Raw genomic sequence first — 20,061 nt, 5'->3', positions numbered from 1 at the left:
TGCGGATTATACGGTAAGTGCTTTACGCAGTGGCTGGCAGCTGAGACGCAAGCGGCTCAGCCAGCGCGTGACTTCCTGTTCGATGGCGATCGCTTCACGCACATCACATTGGATCAGCTGGATCGACTGGCCCGGCAGCACTTGTCCAAGCCGCCATAGATCCTGCTCGATCACGCCAGCGATCTTCGGATAGCCGCCAGCGGTGTTGGCATCGCTCAGCTGGATGATCGGTTCGCCGCCCGGCGGCACCTGCACAATGCCGGGGATCAGCCCGTACGATCGCATCTCAACGGTTTCTGACGGGAAGATCGGATCGCCTGAAAGCCGATAGCCGGTGCGATTGCTTTGATTCGATACCTGCCACGACTGCTGCCAGAAACGCGCGGCATCGGTGGCAAACAGCGGGTATTCGCCGGAGGGAATGGCGCGCAGCTGAATGTCTCCGGCGCGGTTGCGGGGAAAACTGGCGCGTAATGCGCTGTCTGGCGGTTCGATGCCGATGCCGCTTTGAGGCAGTGCCGGGCTGCGACTTTCGCCGAGCGCCAGCCGATCGCCACGCTGCAGCGGGCGTCCTTCAACGCCGCCGAAGCCGCCGCGCAGCGCGGTACTGCGCGAGCCGAGCACCAGCGGCACATCAATGCCGCCAGCAATACACACATAGCCACGCGCGCCGCTGCGTGGATAACGCAGCTCCAGCACTTGCCCGGCGCGCACGCCACAGCCCCACCACGGCGGCAGCGGCGTGCCATCCAGCGTGGCGCGGCAATCGGCACCGGTCACCGCGATGCTGCTGTTTTGCAAAAAACGTACGCGGAACGGAAACAGCTGCACTTCAATCGCCGCTGCATTTTCGTCGTTGCCGAGCAGGAGATTACCGGCACGCAGCGCCAGCGGATCCATCGCGCCGCTCACCGATACGCCCATGTGGCGATAATTGAAGCGTCCTAAATCCTGCACCGTGTTCAGCGCACCGCTCTGTTCGATCTCAATCACAGCTCAATCCTCTGCGGCAGAAAGCGGATGCGATCGCCCGGTGCCATCAGCGCGGGTGATGCTGCCAGCGGGTCAAATACCGCCAGCTCGGCAAAACCAATCGCGTTCCAGCCGTTCGGACCGGTCAGCGCCGAAACGCCCGCCTGTGCGCCGCCGATGGTGACGGTGCCTTTTAGCATGCTGAGCGACGGCACTTTCTTGCGCGGTGTTGCGAGAAGCGGATCCAAACCATGCAGATAACCGAAGCCCGGCGCGCTGCCCAGCGCAAACACCGTGTATTCGCTTTGATGGTGCAGGCGTACCACTTCGCGCGGGCTTAAGCCGGTATGGCGACATACCGCCTCGAGATCGGTGGCATGTTCACCGCCGTAATGCACTGGGATTTCAATCAGTTTGCCCTGCGGACTTACCGCCTGCGCCTGATCCCAGGCAGCGTGCAGCTGCATGCGCACGGCGGTTTCATCGGCTGGAATATGGCGGAACAACACCAGCAGATTGGTGACGCCGGGGATCAGCGCTTCAATTGCTTCGTCGGCATGCAGCAGGCGCGCCAGCGACCAAATGCGCCGCTGTGCCGGGAGATCGAAACCGCCTGGCGCTTCCACCAGCCACGCGCGTGCGCCAATGGTGGAGAGCTTGATATCAGAGGAGCAAGCCAGCGCGGGGGCGCTGGCGGGCGGGAGAGCAGAGTGCGACTTCACGGGCATGGTTATTCCAGCGGTTCAAATTTCAGACTGGAGAGCGGCTGTACGCGTTCTTCGCGCACCATTTTGTATTCGGTGTTGGGCCCAATCCACGTATCCCAGATTTTGTCGATGGTGCCGTCATCGTCCATCGCCTTCAGGCTGCTGTTGACGCTGGCCAGCAGCGCCGGTTCATCACGCTTCATGCCGACACCAATCGGCTCCAGCGCCATCGGCTCTTTGATCATCGCCAGATTGATGCCGTCTTTTTTCGCCTGTGAAATGGTTTTGATGCCGGTCATGGTGTTGGTGACGAAGCCGACCGATTTGTTCTGCTCCAGCGCGAGGAAAGCGGAGGCCGAATCCTGGAAGGTCACCGCTTTGCCGCCTTTAATGTGGATCGACTGCTCAGAGGTGGTGCCTTTGGTGGCGCTGATGCGTTTGCCCTGGAAATAGCTCAGCGGCTTGTCGGCCAACGGCGCTTTCACCAGCAGCATCTCTTTGGCGACGTAATAAGGATCGCTGAACTGAATCTGGTTGCCGCGAGTTTTGGTGTAGGCAAGGTTAGCGATCAGCACGTCGGCGCGACCGGTGGCAATCACCGCAATACGCGCTTCCACCGAGGTGGGCACCAGCGTCAGTTTGACGTTCATCTGCTTCGCCAGTGCGTTGCACAGATCGATATCCATGCCCGCCAGCTGACGCGTTTTCGGATCCGGGGAAGAGAAGGGCGGCACGTCCGAATAGACCGCGCACTTTAGCTCGCCGCTGGATTTGATGTTCGCCATCATGTCTGCATGAGCAGCCGAAATAGCCAGCAGCGGCAGCAGTGCCAGCCCGATGGTGGTACGTCTTTTCATGGTCATGTGAACTTCCTCAATGATGAATACCACGGCGTCACCGGGACGGAGCGCCTGATTTCTCGCTTTTCTGGACTATATCGGCTTTGTTTTCAGACGAAAAAGAGGGAAACCCTGTCGTGCAATAGCAAAAAAATATGGCTAAGCGGCGCATAAGTTCTTTCTATTCGGGCAGAGCAAAAAAGTGTTATCCAGCGCACACTTTTCTCGCCAGGCTGTTCGCATGTCCTCTCGGCAGTCCCGCCGATTGCATGTGGTAGAGAGAATAGAAAAAGCATGAATGCCCGATTAGGCGTGTTATTGAAGATAGTGGCCGCGCTGTGCGCCACCTTGATGCTGGCGTGTGTGAAGGGGCTGAACGGTGCCATTCCCACCGGCGAAGTGATTTTTTTCCGCAGTTTTATCGCGCTGTTTCCGCTGCTGATTTGGCTAAAAATGCAGGGTAACGTGCTGGAAAATCTCAAGACGCATAACCTGTTTGGTCACTTTATTCGTGGCTTCTCCGGCACCGGCGGCATGTATTTTAACTATCTGGCGCTGGTGTATATCTCACTCGCTGATGCCACCGCGCTGAGCTATGCCGCGCCGCTGTTTACCGTGATCATGGCGGCAATATTGCTGAAAGAGCGGGTGCGGGTTTCACGCTGGATCGCGGTGGTGGTGGGATTATCCGGCATTCTGATCATGCTCTCTTCCAGCCTGAGCGCCAGCGGTGCGCTGCTTTCTCAAGGTGCCAGCAACGCGACGGCGAGCCTTGGCGTGGCATTTGCGCTGATTGCGGCGCTGTGTTCCGCGACCTCTAACGTGCAAATCCGCTTCCTCAACGGCATCGAAAAGCCGGGCGCGATTGTGTTCTATTTCTCTGTAATGACGACCCTTATTGGCCTGGCGACGGCGCTATTTGGCTGGAGCAAACCCAGCGCATTACAACTCTTGTTGCTGGTGGGCTGCGGCCTGTTTGGCGGTCTGGCGCAGATTCTGGTGACGCTCAGCCTGCGTTATGCCGATGCCTCACTGCTGGCACCGTTCGATTACACCACGCTGGTGTGGTCGATGCTGATTGGTTATCTGTTCCTGAACAGCCTGCCGAGCAGCACCACCTTGCTGGGCGCATCGATTGTGGCGCTGGCCGGGATTTTTGCGGTGTGGCGTGAAAATCGGCAGCGTAAGCTGGCGATGGTGAGTAGTACGCCGTAGGGTTGCCATTTATGGCGACCTGGTGCGCATGAATGCGCACCCTACGACGGCGAAAGATTAGCGGAACACATCATCAATGATTTCAACCTGCTTGGTGCGCAGCGTCTCGTCCAGCCAGCTACGTTCCAGCGCGCCGGTTTTGGCCAGCTCGAAGTTGTGTTCATCAACAATGAGATACGCCTGCGCCGCTTCGAGAATGCGTGCGGCATCCTGGCGAGGAATCACAATCACGCCATCCGCATCGCCCAGTACGATATCGCCCGGCGATACGTGAATTTTGCCGCAGGCAATCGGCACGTTGATCTCGCCTGGACCATCCTTGAACGGGCCGCCCGGCGTGTGACCGGCGGCGTAGATGGGGAAGTCCATGCGTGACAGCCCTTCGATGTCGCGGACTGGGCCGTCCAGCACAATGCCTTCCATACCGCGCTGTCTGGCGTAGGTTGCCATCACTTCACCCATCAGCGACTGACTGCGATCGCCTTCGTTCGACAGAATAATCACATCGTTTCGGCCCGCCATATCCAGCGCTTTGTGCAGCATCAGGTTGTCGCCGGAACGCGCTTTAACCGTCACCGCCAGGCCACACATGATCGTCTGGCGCGGCGCGGTTTTCAGACTGATCTCCGCAGACAAGGCGGGCAAGCGGCTCATGCAATCCGCTACCACCGCCGCCGGTAAACGGCGAAAGGCTTCCAGCAGCGGTTCGGCATCGGCGGGACGGCGTAAATAGATTCGGTTTCCTGCGCTCATGGTTATTTTCCTGTAGGGAGTGATTTAATTAATCGAATCGTGTTTCTGAATAAATAATTAAATATGAAAGTAAGTGATTTTATTTTTCGTTTTATCAGTCATTACTTAAATGATTAGAGCGTTAAGCTAACAAGCTGAATCAGCAGGTGATTACTGGTATGAGATTAAGCTTACGCGATTGCGAAGGTGTTACGTATGGGATGTTACGGCTAACCGAGGCAGGATCACGAATTAATATTTCGGGTTGGTTTAACTCACTGATAATTAATTTTATTGGATTTTATTATGGTGAGATAGATTAAAAGTATTAGCTGAGTCGTTAATTTATTTTCAGAAGCGTCTCTCAAATCTAAGACGTTCAGTACATCGGCAAGCAGAAATCATGATGCAAATCATCTCTCAAAATATAACTTCCAGTTTATATGGTGTCGATATAAACTACAGTTTATGAGAGGCAATTTTGAACAGTTGGGAAGTCGAAATTACTTTGCTCTTTGCAGCATGGCTGCAAGAACAAGATGATGAAATGGTTGAAGATGTGTTGTCGAGTCTCGAAGTGCTAAAGGTGTTTGGCCCAATGTTGGGGCGACCGGATGTCGATACGGTCACCGGTTCTCGTTTTGCCAACATGAAGGAACTTCGCGTCCAAAGTAATGGAAGGCCGATTCGCGCATTTTTCGCGTTTGATCCTGCAAGGAAGGCTATCGTGCTGTGTGCGGGGGATAAAACCGGTGTTAATCAGAAGCGCTTCTACCAATCGATGATCAAACTGGCTGATAAAGAGTACAAGCAGCATCTGGAGGAATTAACCAATGCCAAAACTTGAAGAGCTGATCGCACAGCGTTCTCCTGAGTCCCAGGAGCGCATTAAAAATAAGGCAGACCAAAAAATTCTGGAGATCCGCCTGCGTCAGTTGCGTGAAGAGCTGGAACTTTCACAGGTGCAGCTGGCTGAAAAAATGGGTATCTCGCAGCCTGCTATCGCCGCGATTGAAGCGCGAGGTGACGAGATAAAACTTTCCAGCCTGAAAAAGTATGTCGAGGCGTTAGGCGGTAAGTTGAGTCTGAATGTTGAACTTCCCACTGGAGATGGTCGGATATTTCAGATCTGATATGGAGGAAGATGTACGTGAGAAACCGGCATCTTTTTCAGAATGCAGAAAAGCAAAAACCCAGCCATAAGCTGGGTTTTCAGAATGTTGGTGCCCGGACGCGGAATCGAACCACGGACACGGGGATTTTCAATCCCCTGCTCTACCGACTGAGCTATCCGGGCAACGGGGCGCATTAAACCCTAATGGCTTATCGTCGTCAACGGCTTTCGTCAAAAAAGCGTAGCAATCGTGATTGATTGCTTGCTTTTCAGACAAGATGGATAAAAAGGCTACGCCAGCGCACCATTTTTGCGGCACAGCGCGATACCGAGTACATCTTCCGCCAGGCGGCGCGCCGTCGCCACATCCTGCACGTTGCGTTTCACCAGCAGTTTGCTCAGGCAACCTTCCAGAATCAGCTCCATCTGATCGGCCACCATGGTGGGATTATCCAGCGCCAAATCGACCAGAATTTCATGGGTAAATTGCCAGGAACTGCGCTTTTGCTGTTCGGCTAGCTGATGCACCGGCTGATCGGGTTGCGGATAGAAGCTGCAGGCGGCGATAAACAGGCAGCCGGGAAAGCGGCCTTTGCTGACGTGTTCACTCAGCACTTCGTAGCGGGCTAACAGCTTTTGTTCGGCGCTGAGATGTTCATTGAGCTGCACCTGACGACGCCAGCTATCAATCTGCTGGCCGTGATAGCGCAGCGCGTCGTACAGCAAGGCATCACGATCGGGCCAGAAACGCGTTAGCTGTTCCGCTTCAAGACCGGTTTCGCCAGCCATTTGGCTCAGGGAAGTGGTGGCGGCCAGGCCGCTCTGTTCGAGCACATTCAACGCATGCTCGAGTATTTGTTCACGTTGCAAGTGACTCTCCTCTGGAATGCGGGCCCACTCGCGGACGAGCGGGCAGTGTTCTGCTGACAGTGTCGTTTAACGTGACAAATTCTGCAAATGCGTGCGGAAATCGGCGGCGTTAAGGAAGCCGGTGACGCGCGAATCAGGGATCTCTTTGCCTTGCGCATCGAAGAACAGAATGGTCGGCAAACCTAAAACCTGCAGATGCTGCAACAGCACGTTGTCCTGCGCGTTATTGGCGGTGACATTGGCTTGCAGCAGTTGCACCTGACTTAACGCGTTGCGCACGCCCTCATCGCTGAAGGTGTATTTCTCGAACTCTTTACAGGCCACACACCAGTCGGCGTACAGGTCGACCATGGTGATGCGGCCTTGCGCCTGCTGCAGCGCGCTGTCGAGCTGCTCGCTGCTATTGATGGTATGGAACGGCAGATGCGCCACGGCTTGCGCGCTGTTACTGCTGCCAAACGCCCAATCCTGTAGCGGACGCGCACTGACCAGCGCGGCGGCGAGCATGATGATCTGCAGCACACGCCATTTACCGCTGGCGCGCAGGCTGAGGCTGAATGCCCAGGCAAAAAACGCTACGCCGAGCAGACTCCACAAGCGTAAGCCCCACAGATCGCCGATCACGCGTTCCAGCAGGAATACCGGCAGCGCCAGAATCACAAAGCCAAAACCTTCTTTGACGGTTTGCATCCACGGCCCGCTTTTCGGCAGCAGCTTGTTGCCAAACATGGTCACGGCAATCAGCGGCAGGCCCATGCCGAAGGCATACAGCCACAGCGTGCCAGCACCGGCCCACAGATTACCGCTCTGCGCGATATACAGCAGAATGGCGCTGAGCGGCGCCGTGGTGCAGGGCGAGCAGATCAATCCCGCCAGTGCGCCCATCATGAATACGCCGGGCAGCGAGCCACCTTGCTGGCGATTGCTCCACAGCGTCAGGCGCGTTTGCAGGCTGGCAGGCAATTGCAGCGAGAACAGGCCAAACATCGACAGCGCCAGCACGATAAACAGCGCCGACAAGCCCATTAATACGTAAGGATGCTGCAGCGCCGCCTGGAAGCGTAATCCCGCCGCTGCAACCACCATGCCGAGCACGGTGTAGGTTAGCGCCATACCTTGCACATACACCATCGCCAGCGCGAATAGTCGCCCCATCGAATAGCGGCGCGGGCCACCTAAAATGATGCTGGAGATCAGCGGATACATCGGCAATACGCACGGCGTGAAAGCGACGCCAATACCAATCAGCAGCGCCCACAGCGGTGAAAACGGCAGCGGCGTGCTGTTTTTAGCAGGCTGCGCGCTGACTGCGGGCGCAGCCTGATTGGCGGCAACCGCGCTCAGCGGCACGGTGCGGGTTTCAGGCGGATAGCAGAAACCGGCGGCGGCGCAGCCTTGATAGGTGACGGTGACGGTCGCGCCGGTATCGGCCTGGCGCAGCGTGATCGGCAGTTGCAGATCCTGCGGGTAGATTTCACTTTTGCCGTAGAACTCATCTTCGTGCGGCTGGCCCGGCGGCAACGTCAGCGGGGCAATCTGCGCTTTTTGCGGCGTGACATGGATTTGCTGGCGATAGAGATAGTAGCCATCCTTCACTTTCCAGCTGAGCGTCAGCTGATTGCCCTGCTGCGAGAAATCGAAGCCAAACGCTTGATCAACCGGCACAAAGCGGCTGTTGTTGTTCGGGGAGAAGAGTGAGGCTTGTGCCGAAAGGCAGAAAACCAGCGCCAGGCAAAAGCCGGCAAGGCGAAAGAGTCGTGCAGCCATAGCGAATGAATGAGCTCCGGTGGCGAATAGGCCGTGATAATAGCACGACCGCTTCGCCACGAGGTTTTCAGGATGTAACGGCGCTACAGAATCAGGCTGCCAAACAGGAAGCCGAACGCCACCGAGAAGGCAATTGCCAACACGCCGGGAATAATAAAGGAGTGGTTAAACACAAACTTGCCGATACGGGTTGAACCGGTGTCATCCATTTCGACGGCGGCCAGCAGCGTAGGATAGGTCGGCAGCACGAACAGCGCGGAAACTGCTGCAAAGGAGGCGACGGCGGCCAGCGGCGAGACGCCCAGCATCAACGCGGCAGGCATTAACGCTTTGGTGGTGGCGGCCTGCGAATAGAGCAGCGTGGCGGCGAAGAACAGCACCAGCGCCAGCATCCACGGATAACCTTGCAGCATGTCACCGGCTAACGCCTGGATATCGTTAAGGTGTGCTTTGACAAAGGTATCGCCCAGCCACGCGACGCCCATCACGCAGATACAGGCGCTCATGCCTGACTTAAAGGTGCTGGCGCTGAGGATCTCACCGGTATCGACTTTGCAGGTCAGGCAAATTAGCGTGGCAACGGTCAGCATAAACACCACGATGGCTTCGTTGCGCGGCAGCACTGGATTGGTGATGAGGCCAACGCTGTCGCTTATCGCGGTGGCGTAGAGCACCACGGCGGCGATGCCGATCAGGAAGAGGAAGACAGCACGCTTCGCGCCCGGTTTGATGTCATAAACCTGCTCGCCGCGTAGCTTCACTTCACCTTTTGCTAAACGCGCCTGGTAAACCTCATCATCCTTAAGTTCTTTGCCGAGGAAGCTGGTGATGATGGCGGCGCAGAAGATTGCTGCCATGGTGGAGGGAATCGCGACACCTAACAGCGCCAGATAACTTACGCCGCGCGGTTCAAGAATGGAGGCGAAAAACACCACTGCCGCAGAAAGCGGCGACGCGGTGATGGCTATCTGCGAGGCGACAACCGCAATCGACAGCGGACGAGAAGGGCGCACGCCTTGCTCTTTCGCCACTTCAGCAATCACTGGCAAGGTGGAGAACGCGGTGTGACCGGTACCGGCCAGCAGCGTCATGACGTAGGTGACCAGCGGCGCGAGAAAGGTGACATAGCGCGGATGACGGCGCAGCAGGCGCTCCGCCAATCCCACCAGATAGTCGAGACCGCCAGCAATCTGCATCGCGGCAATCGCGGCAATCACCGCCATGATAATTTCGATCACATCGAAGGGAATCGCGCCGGGCTTTAAGCCGCAAATCAGCGTCAACGCCAGCACACCTAAACCGCCCGCGAAACCGATGCCGATGCCGCCAAGACGCGCACCGAGCCAGATCGCCAGCAGGACAATAACTAACTCCACTACTACCATTCGTTCCGCTCCCTGAGCCGTGGATCAATTTCGACTCTTAAAGTTGTAGCCGCCAAAATGAAAAAAGCACGCCGCATTGTATACGGGCGTGCTTTTGGCAACTTGATCCGGAACGGATTACTGTTCGTTTTCGTCAGTGTAGCGTTTGGCTTTATATACTGGATGCATCAGGTTCTGAATGGAGAAAATATCGTCCAGTTCGGTTTCCGTCAGCAGGCCGCGCTCCAGCACCACTTCACGTACGCTCTTGCCGGTTTCGGCACAAATCTTACCGACGATGTCGCCGTTGTGATGGCCGATGTACGGGTTGAGGTAAGTGACGATACCAATCGAGTTGAACACGTAAGCTTCACACACCGCTTTGTTGGCGGTGATGCCGTTAACGCATTTTTCCAGCAGGTTGAAGCAGGCGTTCGTCAGGATGCTGATCGATTCGAACAGCGCCTGGCCAATTACCGGCTCCATCACGTTGAGCTGCAGCTGACCCGCTTCAGACGCCATGGTGACGGTGATGTCATTGCCGATCACTTTGAAGCACACCTGATTCACCACTTCTGGCACCACTGGATTCACTTTGGCGGGCATGATTGATGAACCGGCCTGCAGTTCTGGCAGGTTGATCTCATTCAGGCCGGCGCGCGGACCGGAAGAGAGCAGGCGCAGGTCATTACAGATTTTCGACAGTTTCACCGCCAGACGTTTCAGCGCCGAGTGCACCATCACGTATGCGCCGCAGTCGGACGTGGCTTCAATCAGATCTTCTGCAGGCACCACCGGCAGATTACTCACTTCCGCCAGACGCTGTACCGCCAGCTGCTGGTAGCCATCTGGCGTGTTGAGACGTGTACCGATGGCGGTAGCGCCAAGGTTCACTTCCAGCAGCAGTTCGGCGGTGCGCAGAATGCTGCGGGTCTCTTCATTCAGCAGCACGTTAAACGCGTGGAACTCCTGGCCGAGCGTCATCGGCACCGCATCCTGTAGCTGGGTACGGCCCATTTTCAGGATGTTTTCGAACTCCACCGCTTTGCGCTGGAAACCTTCGCTCAGCTGATTGATGCCGTCGAGCAGTTTCAGAATCGAGGCGTAAACCGCGATACGAAAACCGGTTGGATAAGCGTCGTTGGTGGACTGACACTTGTTCACGTGATCGTTGGGATTGAGGTACTGATATTCACCTTTCTGATGGCCCATCAGCTCCAGACCGATGTTGGCCAGCACTTCATTGGTGTTCATGTTGACCGAGGTGCCCGCGCCGCCCTGATAGACGTCAACCGGGAACTGATCCATGCATTTACCGTTATTCAGGACTTCATCACAGGCCTGAATAATGGTGTTGGCGATATTGCGGGGAATGGTCTGCAACTCTTTGTTGGCGAGCGCGGCTGCTTTCTTCACCATCACCATACCGCGGACAAACTCCGGTATGTCGCTGATTTTACTATTACTAATATAGAAGTTTTCAATCGCACGCAGAGTATGAACACCGTAGTAAGCGTCTGCCGGAACTTCGCGCATGCCTAACAGGTCTTCTTCGATACGAATGTTGTTCGCCATGATTACCTTCTTATTATTGCTGCCTGGTTACTGCCGGGCGCCCGGATGGACGGGCGGCAATTAACGTGCAGGTGAAGCGATTATATTGTCGTGGAATGTCAGCGCCGACATATTATCCATCTTCGCGCTGACGGGCACGATCATATTCTGATGTTACAGAATTGTTTGTGCACAGATCACTTTACGGGCTTTTACAGGCCCAGCGGTAATAACGATATGTGATGTACTTCGCAATTTTAAGTCAGTGGGAAAAAAATGGCAGGATCGGTTGAAAATGCCGGTGCAAATGCCCATCTCTATCAATACGGTCCTACAGACCATCCCTTTCTGCTGCCTGGCAATTTGCGGGGCAGCTCCAACTCACAGGAGAATTCGGTGCGCTGGTTACCGTTAGTGATTTTTTTTGTTTTGGCCTGGATTGAAATCTCAATCTTCATTCAGGTCGCGCATGCGCTGGGTGTGCTGCTCACCATGCTGCTGGTGATCTTCACCTCGTGTATTGGTGTTTCGCTGGTGAAAAATCAGGGCATGAAGAACTTCCGGCTGATGCAGGAGAAGCTGGCGCGTAACGAAAGCCCGGCGGCTGAGATGACCAAAAGCGTTTCGCTGATCATCTCCGGCTTCCTGCTGCTGTTGCCCGGTTTCTTCACCGACTTCCTCGGTTTACTGCTGCTGTTGCCGCCGGTGCAGAAGCATCTGACCTTGAAGCTGATGCCACATCTGCGCATGTGGCGTGGACCGGGCGCCGGTCCGGATGCCGGTTTCACCGTGGACGGTGAATACGAGCGCAAAGATCAGGACAGAATTGGTCACGATAAGGACCAATAAATTCATCAAGGCGGCGCAAGCCGCCTTTTTGCTGCATTTTTCGCCATCTGTTGCAGAAACGAAAATATTTATATTTTTTGCCCTTGAAAGCCCACTTATTGCCCCTATCTCTTCCAGCACGAGGCCGGAAGCCATGCAGTCCGGTTCAACCCCAAAAAATGAATGATTGGACTTCTCAAAGGAGAGCTATCAAATGAAAATTCGTCCATTGCACGATCGCGTCATCGTCAAGCGTAAAGAAGTTGAAGCTAAATCAGCGGGCGGCATCGTGCTGACCGGTTCAGCTGCCGGTAAATCTACCCGCGGTGAAGTCCTGGCTGTTGGCAAAGGCCGCATCCTGGAAAACGGTGAAGTTAAGCCACTGGACGTAAAAGTGGGTGATCTGGTGATTTTCAGCGAAGGCTACGGTGCAAAAACCGAGAAAATCGACAACGAAGAAGTTCTGATCATCTCCGAAAGCGACATCCTTGCAGTAGTTGAAGCGTAATTTACGCGTAATTCACTGAACGAAACGAATTTAAGGGATATTTGAAATGGCAGCTAAAGACGTAAAATTCGGTAATGACGCACGCGTGAAAATGCTGCGTGGCGTAAACGTACTGGCAGATGCAGTAAAAGTTACCCTGGGCCCGAAAGGCCGTAACGTGGTTCTGGATAAATCTTTTGGTGCACCGACCATCACTAAAGATGGTGTTTCTGTTGCGCGTGAAATCGAGCTGGAAGACAAGTTCGAAAACATGGGCGCACAGATGGTGAAAGAAGTGGCCTCTAAAGCGAACGACGCAGCAGGCGACGGCACCACCACCGCAACCGTTCTGGCTCAGGCAATCATCACCGAAGGCCTGAAAGCTGTGGCTGCGGGCATGAACCCGATGGATCTGAAGCGCGGTATCGATAAAGCAGTTATCGCTGCCGTTGAAGAACTGAAAGCGCTGTCTGTACCTTGCCAGGATTCACGCGCTATCGCACAGGTTGGTACCATCTCTGCTAACTCCGACGAAACTGTTGGTACTCTGATCGCTGACGCGATGGATAAAGTGGGCAAAGAAGGCGTTATCACCGTTGAAGAAGGCACCGGCCTGCAAGACGAGCTGGACGTAGTTGAAGGTATGCAGTTTGATCGCGGCTACCTGTCTCCGTACTTCATCAACAAGCCAGAAACAGGCGCAGTTGAGCTGGAAACCCCGTTCATCCTGCTGGCTGACAAGAAAATCTCTAACATCCGCGAAATGCTGCCAGTGCTGGAAGCCGTTGCTAAAGCCGGTAAGCCACTGCTGATCATTGCAGAAGACGTGGAAGGTGAAGCACTGGCAACGCTGGTGGTGAACACCATGCGCGGTATCGTGAAAGTGGCTGCGGTTAAAGCACCTGGCTTCGGCGACCGTCGTAAAGCCATGCTGCAGGATATCGCTATCCTGACCGGCGGTACCGTGATCTCTGAAGAGATCGGTATGGAGCTGGAAAAAGCTACCCTGGAAGATCTGGGTCAGGCTAAGCGTGTTGTGATTAACAAAGACACCACCACCATCATCGATGGTGTGGGCGATCAAGGCGCTATCTCTGGCCGTGTTACTCAGATTCGTCAGCAGATCGAAGAAGCGACCTCTGATTACGACAAAGAGAAACTGCAGGAGCGCGTAGCGAAACTGGCAGGTGGCGTTGCCGTTCTGAAAGTGGGCGCAGCAACTGAAGTTGAAATGAAAGAGAAGAAAGCACGCGTTGAAGATGCCCTGCACGCGACCCGTGCTGCGGTTGAAGAAGGCGTGGTTGCAGGTGGTGGTGTGGCGCTGGTTCGCGTTGCAGCGAAAATCGCAGCATCTGGCCTGAAAGGCGACAACGAAGATCAGAACGTGGGTATCAAAGTTGCGCTGCGCGCAATGGAAGCGCCACTGCGTCAGATCGTTTCTAACGCCGGCGAAGAGCCTTCAGTTGTTGCTAACAACGTGAAAGCGGGCGACGGTAACTACGGTTACAACGCGCAGACCGAAGAGTACGGCAACATGATCGACTTCGGTATCCTGGACCCAACCAAAGTGACCCGTTCTGCGCTGCAGTACGCTTCATCTGTTGCGGGCCTGATGATCACCACCGAAGCGATGGTGACCGATCTGCCTAAAAACGATGCACCTGATTTAGGTGGCGCTGGCGGTATGGGTGGCATGGGCGGAATGGGCGGCATGATGTAATTGCCCCTGACTGCTTAAGTCATCTGGAAAACCCCCGATCGGAAACGGTCGGGGGTTTTTCTTTTGCTGGGGAACAAGGTATAAGTAAGGGCGCAATACTTCGGCTTTACGGGTTTAGGGCAATGAATGTTCAGAAAAAAAGTGCGCTTTTCTGCTACGCTGCCGCCCGACACTGATGATAATAAATGGGGATTACAATGCGGATTAACCTCTTGCTCGGTCTGGCAGTCGGAACTTTACTGCTGGCGGGCTGTAGCAGCTCCAATCAACTGAGTGCTGGCGGCGAACGTGTGACCTTCGTCGACCAACAACCCGCGAGTCAATGTCAGCTGCTGGGAACGCTTACCGGCTCCCAGAGCAACTGGCTGAGCGGTTCAGGCGGTGAAGGCAGTTCACTGCGTGGCGCAGCTAACGACCTGCGTAACCGCGCGGCTGAAATGGGCGGCAACGTGATTTATGGCGCCACCAGCCCGACGCAGAATTTGCTGTCAGCTTTCGCGCCGCTCGATAGCAAAATGACCGGCCAGGTGTATAAGTGCCCGTGATTTTTCCGGCCTAATTGCCTGAAAGGTCCAATGCAAAATGGCCGAAGCGATTCGGCCATTTTGTTACTTCCTCAATGCGGACATCTCATTCCGCACCCGCGCCAGCTCTTCTTGTGCTTCAGCGAGTTCCTCTTGTTTATCTTCTAGCTTACGCTGATATTTGCGAATTTTTTTCGCATCTCCATCTGCGCGTGCGCGTTGTAAATCAAACTCGATTTCACGAATAGATTTCTGCTTATCCGCTACTTTATCGTTGAGTTTATCGAGTTGGCGTTGAGTATCTGAAATGACGTTACTGCGAGTGCAATGCGTATCCAGTTCTGCGAGAGCGCTGCGCAGTCCGTTGATACGCGAATAATTATTATTGGCCTCAGCGTAACGTAATTCTTCACTAATTGCCGCGTGACGCGTGGCACAATCCTGAGCGGCGTGGGTTTTCATACTAAAAACCAAACTCACTGACAACAGTGCCAGCAGCGTTAATGCCACCTTTTTCATACATGCTCCTGTATAACCTAAGCACACCATGTGCCTAATAATTTCAGGAGCTGTTATAGCGGAATGCTGAGTAGGAAGCGTTAAGGCGGGTCTTGGTTACTCTTGCCGTAACTGTAAATCCAGCGGCGTCTTGCTTGGCTCGCCGCCAATCTCACGCGCCAGTTTTGGCACCATATAACCGGACACCATCACCAGCAGCTGGCGCACCAGCACGCGCGCTTCCTCATCTGAAACAAAGAAGTGCGCCGCGCCTTGCACCTTATCCAGCACGTGCAGGTAGTAGGGCAGAATGCCGGCATCAAACAGCGCATTACTAAGATCCGCCAGCGTCTGCGCATCATCATTCACATCACGCAGCAACACGCTCTGATTAAGCAGCGTAACGCCTGCACGCTTCAGCATCTGCATGCCGTAACGCAGCTCGTCATCAATTTCCTGCGCGTGGTTGATATGGCTCACCATCAACACCTGCAGACGCGTGTCGGCCAGAATCTGACACAAGCCTTCAGTGATGCGCGCCGGGATCACCACCGGCAAGCGGGTGTGAATACGCAGGCGTTTGAGGTGCGGGATTTTTTCCAGCGCGTCCACCAGCCATGCCAGCTCATGATCTTTCGCCATCAGCGGATCGCCGCCGGAGAAGATAATCTCATCCAGTTCCGGATGCGTGGCGATGTAATCAATCGCCGCCTGCCAGTTGCGCTTGTTGCCCTGGTTATCCTGATAGGGAAAATGACGGCGGAAACAGTAGCGGCAGTTGACCGCACAGCCGCCTTTTACCAGCAGCAGCGCACGGTTTCTATACTTATGCAGTAAACCCGGCACCACACTGCTTTGTTCATCCAGCGGATCGGTGCTATAACCTGGCGCATCAATAAATTCCTGACGGCTGGTGAGCACTTGCAGCAGCAGCGGGTCCGTTGCATCGCCTTTTTTCATGCGTGCGATGAAGGCGCGCGGTACGCGCAGGGCGAAAAGCTTGCGTGCATCAGCGCCTGCAGCCAGATCAGCATGCTGATCAAGAGATAAAAGTTGCAGTAATTCAGCAGGTTCGGTGACAACATCAGCTAGTTGCTGCAACCAATCTTCTCTGACGGGGGGATTTAGGGTTACAATGTGTGCCATTTTTTTGGCTATTTACCAGTTCAATATTTACAGAGGGCCTTTATGGCGACTTATCTTAGCAACGATTTCCGTCCCGGTCTTAAAATCATGTTCGAAGGCGAGCCATATGCCATCGAAGCCAGTGAGTTCGTTAAGCCGGGTAAAGGCCAGGCATTTGCGCGCGTAAAAATGCGTCGTCTGCTGACCGGTTCTCGCGTTGAGAAGACCTTCAAATCTACTGACTCTGCCGAAGGCGCAGACGTTCGTGATATGACGCTGCAATACTCTTACAACGACGGCGACTTCTTCTACTTCATGCACCCGGAATCTTTCGAGCAGTATCAGATCGAATCTAAAGTGCTGGATGACGTGACCAAGTGGCTGCAGGACAATGCAGATTGTATCGTTACCCTGTGGAACGATAAAGCGATCGCTGTTCAGCCACCAAACTTCATCGAAGCTGAAGTTATCGAAACCGATCCAGGCCTGAAGGGTGATACCGCAGGTACCGGCGGTAAGCCAGCTACGCTGTCGACTGGCGCGGTAATCAAAGTGCCACTGTTCGTACAGATTGGCGAAGTGGTAAAAGTGGATACCCGCTCTGGCGAATACGTTTCTCGCGTAAAATAATCGTCAAATCAGGCGCATCATTGATGCGCCTTTTTTCTCTCTGTGTGTTTCCCTTCTCTTTTTTCATCCGCCCAATCCGCAGTTTTACAGATCAAGACTATGCTTTAAGAGCTGTACTTTTACTGCAACCAAAAAGGATATGGCTATGTTAAAGAAAAGTATTGTCGCGATTTTTTCCGTGCTGGTGCTCTCATCCGTTCTGACCGCTTGTAACACCACGCGTGGTGTTGGCGAAGATGTTCAGGCGGGCGGCAAAGCGATTCAGCGCAGCGCACAGTAAGATATTCCGGTGTGAAAGCGACTTTCGCACCGGTTCTCTCTATTTCTGCTCCACCCAAATCAGTTCATCCACCGGGAATCCGGCACTTCTGGCCTGTTCAACCAAACGTTGTTTAACGCTTTCATCCAGTTGCGGCGTACGCGACAAAATCCACAAGTAGCTACGATTCGGTCCGCACACCAGCGCATAGCGATAGTCAGGATCCAAGGCAATCACGTTGTAACCGCCATAGAACGGGCCAAAGAATGACACTTTAAGCGAGGCGCGCTGTTTATCGCCGGTGAAGTAGGCTTTGCCCACGCTCTCCTGCCAGCGCTGTTTCTGCTGATTGTAGCCACGGTTGATCACCTTCAAGCCGCCATCGTCGCGCGGACTATAATTGGCAGTAACCTGTTGTAATCCGCGCTCAAAGCGGTGATCGAGGCGGGCGATTTCATACCATTGGCCGAGATAGCGTTGACTATCGAAACCTTCTACCACCGTGACGCCTTTGGGCGGTGTGGTTGAGCAGGCAACGGAGAGAAAGGCACTCAGGCTGGCGAGCAGGGTTTTCCATGGGGACATTGTGGGATTCCTTTACAATTTTAATGGGTTAAGTATAGCTGCCCGATACCAAATTGCTGCCTGCGCCCGCTGTCGTTGTTTGCTATCGGCAATGCGGGTAGACTTCCACCCCTTATCTGTATGAGGAGTCATCAACATGAGCGAAACGGCAAGCTGGCAGCCGAGCGCATCCATTGCCAATTTGTTGAAACGCGCCGCTATCATAGCGGAAATACGTCGTTTCTTTGCCGATCGCGGCGTGCTGGAGGTTGATACCCCGGCGATGAGCCAGGCGACCATCACTGACATCCATCTGGTGCCGTTCCAGACGCGTTTTGTTGGGCCAGGCGCAGCCGAAGGGCGCGATCTGTGGCTGATGACCAGTCCGGAATATCACATGAAGCGCCTGCTGGCGGCCGGAAGCGGCCCGATTTACCAGATGGGTCGCAGCTTCCGTAATGAAGAAGCCGGGCGTCACCACAATCCCGAGTTCACCATGCTGGAGTGGTATCGTCCGCACTACGACATGTACCGCCTGATGAATGAAGTTGACGATTTGATGCAGCAGGTGCTGGAGTGCGATAGCGCGGAATCGCTGTCGTATCAGCAGGCATTTATCCGTCATCTGGAAGTGGATCCGCTGTCAGCCGATAAAGCACAGCTGCGCGAAGTGGCGGAGAAGCTGGGCGAGGGCGAGCTGGCGAATCGTGAAGAAGACCGCGATACGCTGCTGCAACTGCTGTTTATGCTGGGCGTTGAACCGAAAATTGGTAACGATAAGCCGTGCTTCGTCTACCACTTCCCGGCAACACAGGCCGCGCTGGCAGAGATTAGTACCGAAGATCACCGCGTCGCCGAGCGTTTCGAGGTCTATTACAAAGGGATTGAGCTGGCGAACGGTTTCCGTGAGTTAACCGATAGCCGTGAGCAGCGTCAGCGTTTTGAGCAGGACAATCGTCGTCGTGCGGCGCGTGGCCTGCCGCAACATCCTATCGATACCAATTTGCTGGATGCGCTGGCGCACGGTATGCCTGCCTGTTCTGGCGTGGCGTTGGGCGTAGATCGTTTGATCATGCTGGCGCTGAAAGCCAGCTCGCTGAGCGAAGTGATCGCCTTTCCGGTCGATCGCAGCTAAATCATAAGGGCGCGCAAGCGCCCTTATGGCGTGGTGGTGGCGGGCGCGGTCACTTCCGGGAATTCCTGAATCGTCACCGGCAAGGTCATTTTCTTTTCATTGCGCAAAATCTGCACGTCAATCACCGAACCCGGACGAATTTCTGCCACCTGATCCATGGTTTCCTGCGCTGAGAGCGCCGGTTTGCCATTCACTTCCAGCAGCACGTCATTAGCCTGAATGCCGGCGCTATCGGCGGGGCCGCCCGGCGTGACGTCGCTAACGATAATGCCCTGTACGCGATCGAGATTATTGCCCTGGCCATGCAGCGGCGGCAGTTCGCGTCCGGTAATGCCGATATAGCCGCGAATCACCCGGCCATCACGAATCAGCTTATCCATGATTTTGCTCGCCAGCGCGGTAGGAATGGCGAAACCAATCCCTTCCGGCGTTTCGCCATCGCTGCTTTTATCAAACGTCAGGGTATTAATGCCCATCAGTTCGCCCAGCGAGTTAATCAATGCGCCGCCCGAGTTGCCCTGATTGATTGAGGCATCGGTTTGCAGGAAGTTTTGTCGTCCGGATGAGCTCAGGCCCACGCGTCCGGTGGCGCTGATAATGCCTTGCGTCACGGTTTGGCCGAGATTATACGGATTGCCGATCGCCATGACGACGTCGCCGATGTGCGCGATACGTTTGGCGTTGATGGGGATAACCGGCAAGTTAGAGGCGCTGATTTTCAACACCGCTAAATCGGTCATGGCATCGGAACCCACTAAGGTGGCTTCGAAGAAGCGTCCATCCTGCAGCGCGACGATGATCTGATCGGCGTTATTAATCACATGTTTATTCGTGAGGATGTAGCCTTTGCCGTTCATGATTACGCCGGAGCCGAGCGTGGTGATGCCGCGATTATTGTTGCCATGGGCGCTGCGGTTATAGACGTTGACGACTGCGGGCACGGCGCGTCGCACACCCTGATTAAAACTAACGGGTGCTTCATCGTCGCTATTGTCATGTTCAAAGGTGATGTTGCTGCCCATACGCAGCGCAGGGATCGCGACAAGCAGTAAGCCAGCCACGATCAGGCCCATCACCACAGAACGCAAAAGTTTAAGAAACATGGTGTTATTTCAAGCCAGGTGAGATCGCAGGGCAGAATAGCATGAGAAAGGCGG

Annotated in this window: 22 protein-coding genes and 1 tRNA gene; 10 read left to right on the top strand and 13 right to left on the bottom strand. The window is 54.8% G+C overall.

The window, feature by feature from the left end:
- Nucleotides 1-6: 6 nt before the first annotated feature.
- Genes FHW71_RS12630 through FHW71_RS12620 form a run of 3 tightly spaced genes read right to left on the bottom strand, consistent with a single transcriptional unit; the run spans nt 7 to nt 2,542 of the window.
- On the bottom strand, nt 7-993 hold the full coding sequence (locus FHW71_RS12630) for a biotin-dependent carboxyltransferase family protein (protein WP_179451874.1): 987 nt from the start codon (nt 991-993) through the stop codon (nt 7-9).
- Nucleotides 990-1,700 carry a 5-oxoprolinase subunit PxpB gene (pxpB, locus tag FHW71_RS12625; RefSeq protein WP_061718306.1) on the bottom strand — a complete coding sequence of 237 codons (711 nt, stop codon included), beginning with the start codon at nt 1,698-1,700 and terminating at the stop codon, nt 990-992. Before pxpB ends, FHW71_RS12630 begins: the two co-directional genes overlap by 4 nt.
- 2 nt (nt 1,701-1,702) lie before the next feature.
- Nucleotides 1,703-2,542 (bottom strand): transporter substrate-binding domain-containing protein, encoded by an 840-nt coding sequence (locus FHW71_RS12620; protein WP_061718305.1) that lies wholly within the window; start codon nt 2,540-2,542, stop codon nt 1,703-1,705.
- A 270-nt stretch (nt 2,543-2,812) separates the two neighbouring features.
- On the opposite strand from FHW71_RS12620, the gene FHW71_RS12615 reads away from it, so the two are divergent.
- Nucleotides 2,813-3,733 (top strand): DMT family transporter, encoded by a 921-nt coding sequence (locus FHW71_RS12615; RefSeq protein ID WP_179451875.1) that lies wholly within the window; start codon nt 2,813-2,815, stop codon nt 3,731-3,733.
- Nucleotides 3,734-3,790: 57 nt separating this feature from the next.
- Here the strand turns inward: FHW71_RS12615 and FHW71_RS12610 are convergent, their stop codons facing one another.
- Nucleotides 3,791-4,486, bottom strand: a complete 696-nt coding sequence (locus FHW71_RS12610) for an RraA family protein (RefSeq protein WP_008109611.1) — start codon at nt 4,484-4,486, stop codon at nt 3,791-3,793.
- A gap of 481 nt (nt 4,487-4,967) precedes the next feature.
- Here FHW71_RS12610 and FHW71_RS12605 point away from each other — a divergent pair, with 481 nt between their 5' ends.
- Nucleotides 4,968-5,312 carry a type II toxin-antitoxin system RelE/ParE family toxin gene (locus FHW71_RS12605; RefSeq protein ID WP_255348927.1) on the top strand — a complete coding sequence of 115 codons (345 nt, stop codon included), beginning with the start codon at nt 4,968-4,970 and terminating at the stop codon, nt 5,310-5,312.
- Nucleotides 5,299-5,598: a helix-turn-helix transcriptional regulator gene (locus FHW71_RS12600; protein ID WP_176970147.1), complete on the top strand. Its 300-nt coding sequence runs from the start codon at nt 5,299-5,301 to the stop codon at nt 5,596-5,598. The genes FHW71_RS12605 and FHW71_RS12600 overlap by 14 nt, the downstream gene beginning before the upstream one ends.
- 88 nt (nt 5,599-5,686) lie before the next feature.
- Here the strand turns inward: FHW71_RS12600 and FHW71_RS12595 are convergent.
- From FHW71_RS12595 to aspA, 5 genes are all read right to left on the bottom strand, one after another.
- Nucleotides 5,687-5,762: transfer RNA gene (locus FHW71_RS12595), tRNA-Phe, on the bottom strand.
- Between the two features lie 108 nt (nt 5,763-5,870).
- Nucleotides 5,871-6,449 carry a transcriptional regulator gene (locus FHW71_RS12590; protein WP_179451876.1) on the bottom strand — a complete coding sequence of 193 codons (579 nt, stop codon included), beginning with the start codon at nt 6,447-6,449 and terminating at the stop codon, nt 5,871-5,873.
- 66 nt (nt 6,450-6,515) lie between these two features.
- Entirely contained in the window at nt 6,516-8,216 is a 1,701-nt protein-coding gene (locus FHW71_RS12585) for a protein-disulfide reductase DsbD (protein WP_179451877.1), read from the bottom strand.
- 83 nt (nt 8,217-8,299) lie between these two features.
- On the bottom strand, nt 8,300-9,601 hold the full coding sequence (locus FHW71_RS12580) for an anaerobic C4-dicarboxylate transporter (protein ID WP_154154544.1): 1,302 nt from the start codon (nt 9,599-9,601) through the stop codon (nt 8,300-8,302).
- 117 nt (nt 9,602-9,718) lie between these two features.
- Nucleotides 9,719-11,155, bottom strand: a complete 1,437-nt coding sequence (aspA, locus tag FHW71_RS12575; protein ID WP_008104424.1) for an aspartate ammonia-lyase — start codon at nt 11,153-11,155, stop codon at nt 9,719-9,721.
- 375 nt (nt 11,156-11,530) lie between these two features.
- On the opposite strand from aspA, the gene FHW71_RS12570 reads away from it, so the two are divergent.
- From FHW71_RS12570 to FHW71_RS12555, 4 genes are all read left to right on the top strand, one after another.
- Nucleotides 11,531-11,983: an FxsA family protein gene (locus tag FHW71_RS12570; protein WP_179451878.1), complete on the top strand. Its 453-nt coding sequence runs from the start codon at nt 11,531-11,533 to the stop codon at nt 11,981-11,983.
- A 193-nt stretch (nt 11,984-12,176) separates the two neighbouring features.
- Nucleotides 12,177-12,470 carry a co-chaperone GroES gene (locus tag FHW71_RS12565; RefSeq protein WP_008104420.1) on the top strand — a complete coding sequence of 98 codons (294 nt, stop codon included), beginning with the start codon at nt 12,177-12,179 and terminating at the stop codon, nt 12,468-12,470.
- Between the two features lie 46 nt (nt 12,471-12,516).
- Nucleotides 12,517-14,169: a chaperonin GroEL gene (gene groL, locus FHW71_RS12560; protein ID WP_008104418.1), complete on the top strand. Its 1,653-nt coding sequence runs from the start codon at nt 12,517-12,519 to the stop codon at nt 14,167-14,169.
- A 197-nt stretch (nt 14,170-14,366) separates the two neighbouring features.
- Nucleotides 14,367-14,714 carry a DUF4156 domain-containing protein gene (locus tag FHW71_RS12555; RefSeq protein ID WP_008104416.1) on the top strand — a complete coding sequence of 116 codons (348 nt, stop codon included), beginning with the start codon at nt 14,367-14,369 and terminating at the stop codon, nt 14,712-14,714.
- Nucleotides 14,715-14,777: 63 nt separating this feature from the next.
- Here FHW71_RS12555 and FHW71_RS12550 read toward each other — a convergent pair whose 3' ends face one another.
- On the bottom strand, nt 14,778-15,212 hold the full coding sequence (locus tag FHW71_RS12550) for a DUF1090 domain-containing protein (RefSeq protein WP_061718296.1): 435 nt from the start codon (nt 15,210-15,212) through the stop codon (nt 14,778-14,780).
- A gap of 96 nt (nt 15,213-15,308) precedes the next feature.
- Nucleotides 15,309-16,337 (bottom strand): EF-P beta-lysylation protein EpmB, encoded by a 1,029-nt coding sequence (epmB, locus tag FHW71_RS12545; protein ID WP_179451879.1) that lies wholly within the window; start codon nt 16,335-16,337, stop codon nt 15,309-15,311.
- Between the two features lie 42 nt (nt 16,338-16,379).
- On the opposite strand from epmB, the gene efp reads away from it, so the two are divergent.
- Together efp and FHW71_RS12535 are read left to right on the top strand one after the other, a co-directional pair.
- Nucleotides 16,380-16,946, top strand: coding sequence for an elongation factor P (gene efp / locus FHW71_RS12540; protein ID WP_008104410.1), 567 nt, complete (start codon nt 16,380-16,382; stop codon nt 16,944-16,946).
- 145 nt (nt 16,947-17,091) lie between these two features.
- Entirely contained in the window at nt 17,092-17,226 is a 135-nt protein-coding gene (locus tag FHW71_RS12535; protein ID WP_008104408.1) for an entericidin A/B family lipoprotein, read from the top strand.
- Between the two features lie 39 nt (nt 17,227-17,265).
- Here FHW71_RS12535 and FHW71_RS12530 read toward each other — a convergent pair whose 3' ends face one another.
- Complete coding sequence (locus FHW71_RS12530; RefSeq protein ID WP_179451880.1) at nt 17,266-17,790, bottom strand: lipocalin family protein; 525 nt, start codon at nt 17,788-17,790, stop codon at nt 17,266-17,268.
- A gap of 136 nt (nt 17,791-17,926) precedes the next feature.
- Here FHW71_RS12530 and epmA point away from each other — a divergent pair, with 136 nt between their 5' ends.
- A complete protein-coding gene (gene epmA, locus FHW71_RS12525; RefSeq protein WP_008104404.1) occupies nt 17,927-18,904 on the top strand; it encodes an elongation factor P--(R)-beta-lysine ligase in 978 nt (325 codons plus the stop codon).
- Nucleotides 18,905-18,927: 23 nt separating this feature from the next.
- Here the strand turns inward: epmA and degS are convergent, their stop codons facing one another.
- Nucleotides 18,928-20,007: an outer membrane-stress sensor serine endopeptidase DegS gene (gene degS / locus FHW71_RS12520; protein WP_008104403.1), complete on the bottom strand. Its 1,080-nt coding sequence runs from the start codon at nt 20,005-20,007 to the stop codon at nt 18,928-18,930.
- Between the last annotated feature and the right edge of the window lie 54 nt (nt 20,008-20,061).

The sequence above is a fragment of the Enterobacter sp. Sphag1F genome (assembly GCF_014193275.1).
Taxonomy (GTDB): domain Bacteria; phylum Pseudomonadota; class Gammaproteobacteria; order Enterobacterales; family Enterobacteriaceae; genus Pantoea; species Pantoea symbiotica.
Note: the sequence above shows the minus strand (reverse complement) of the source record. Positions and strands in the feature narration are given on the sequence as shown.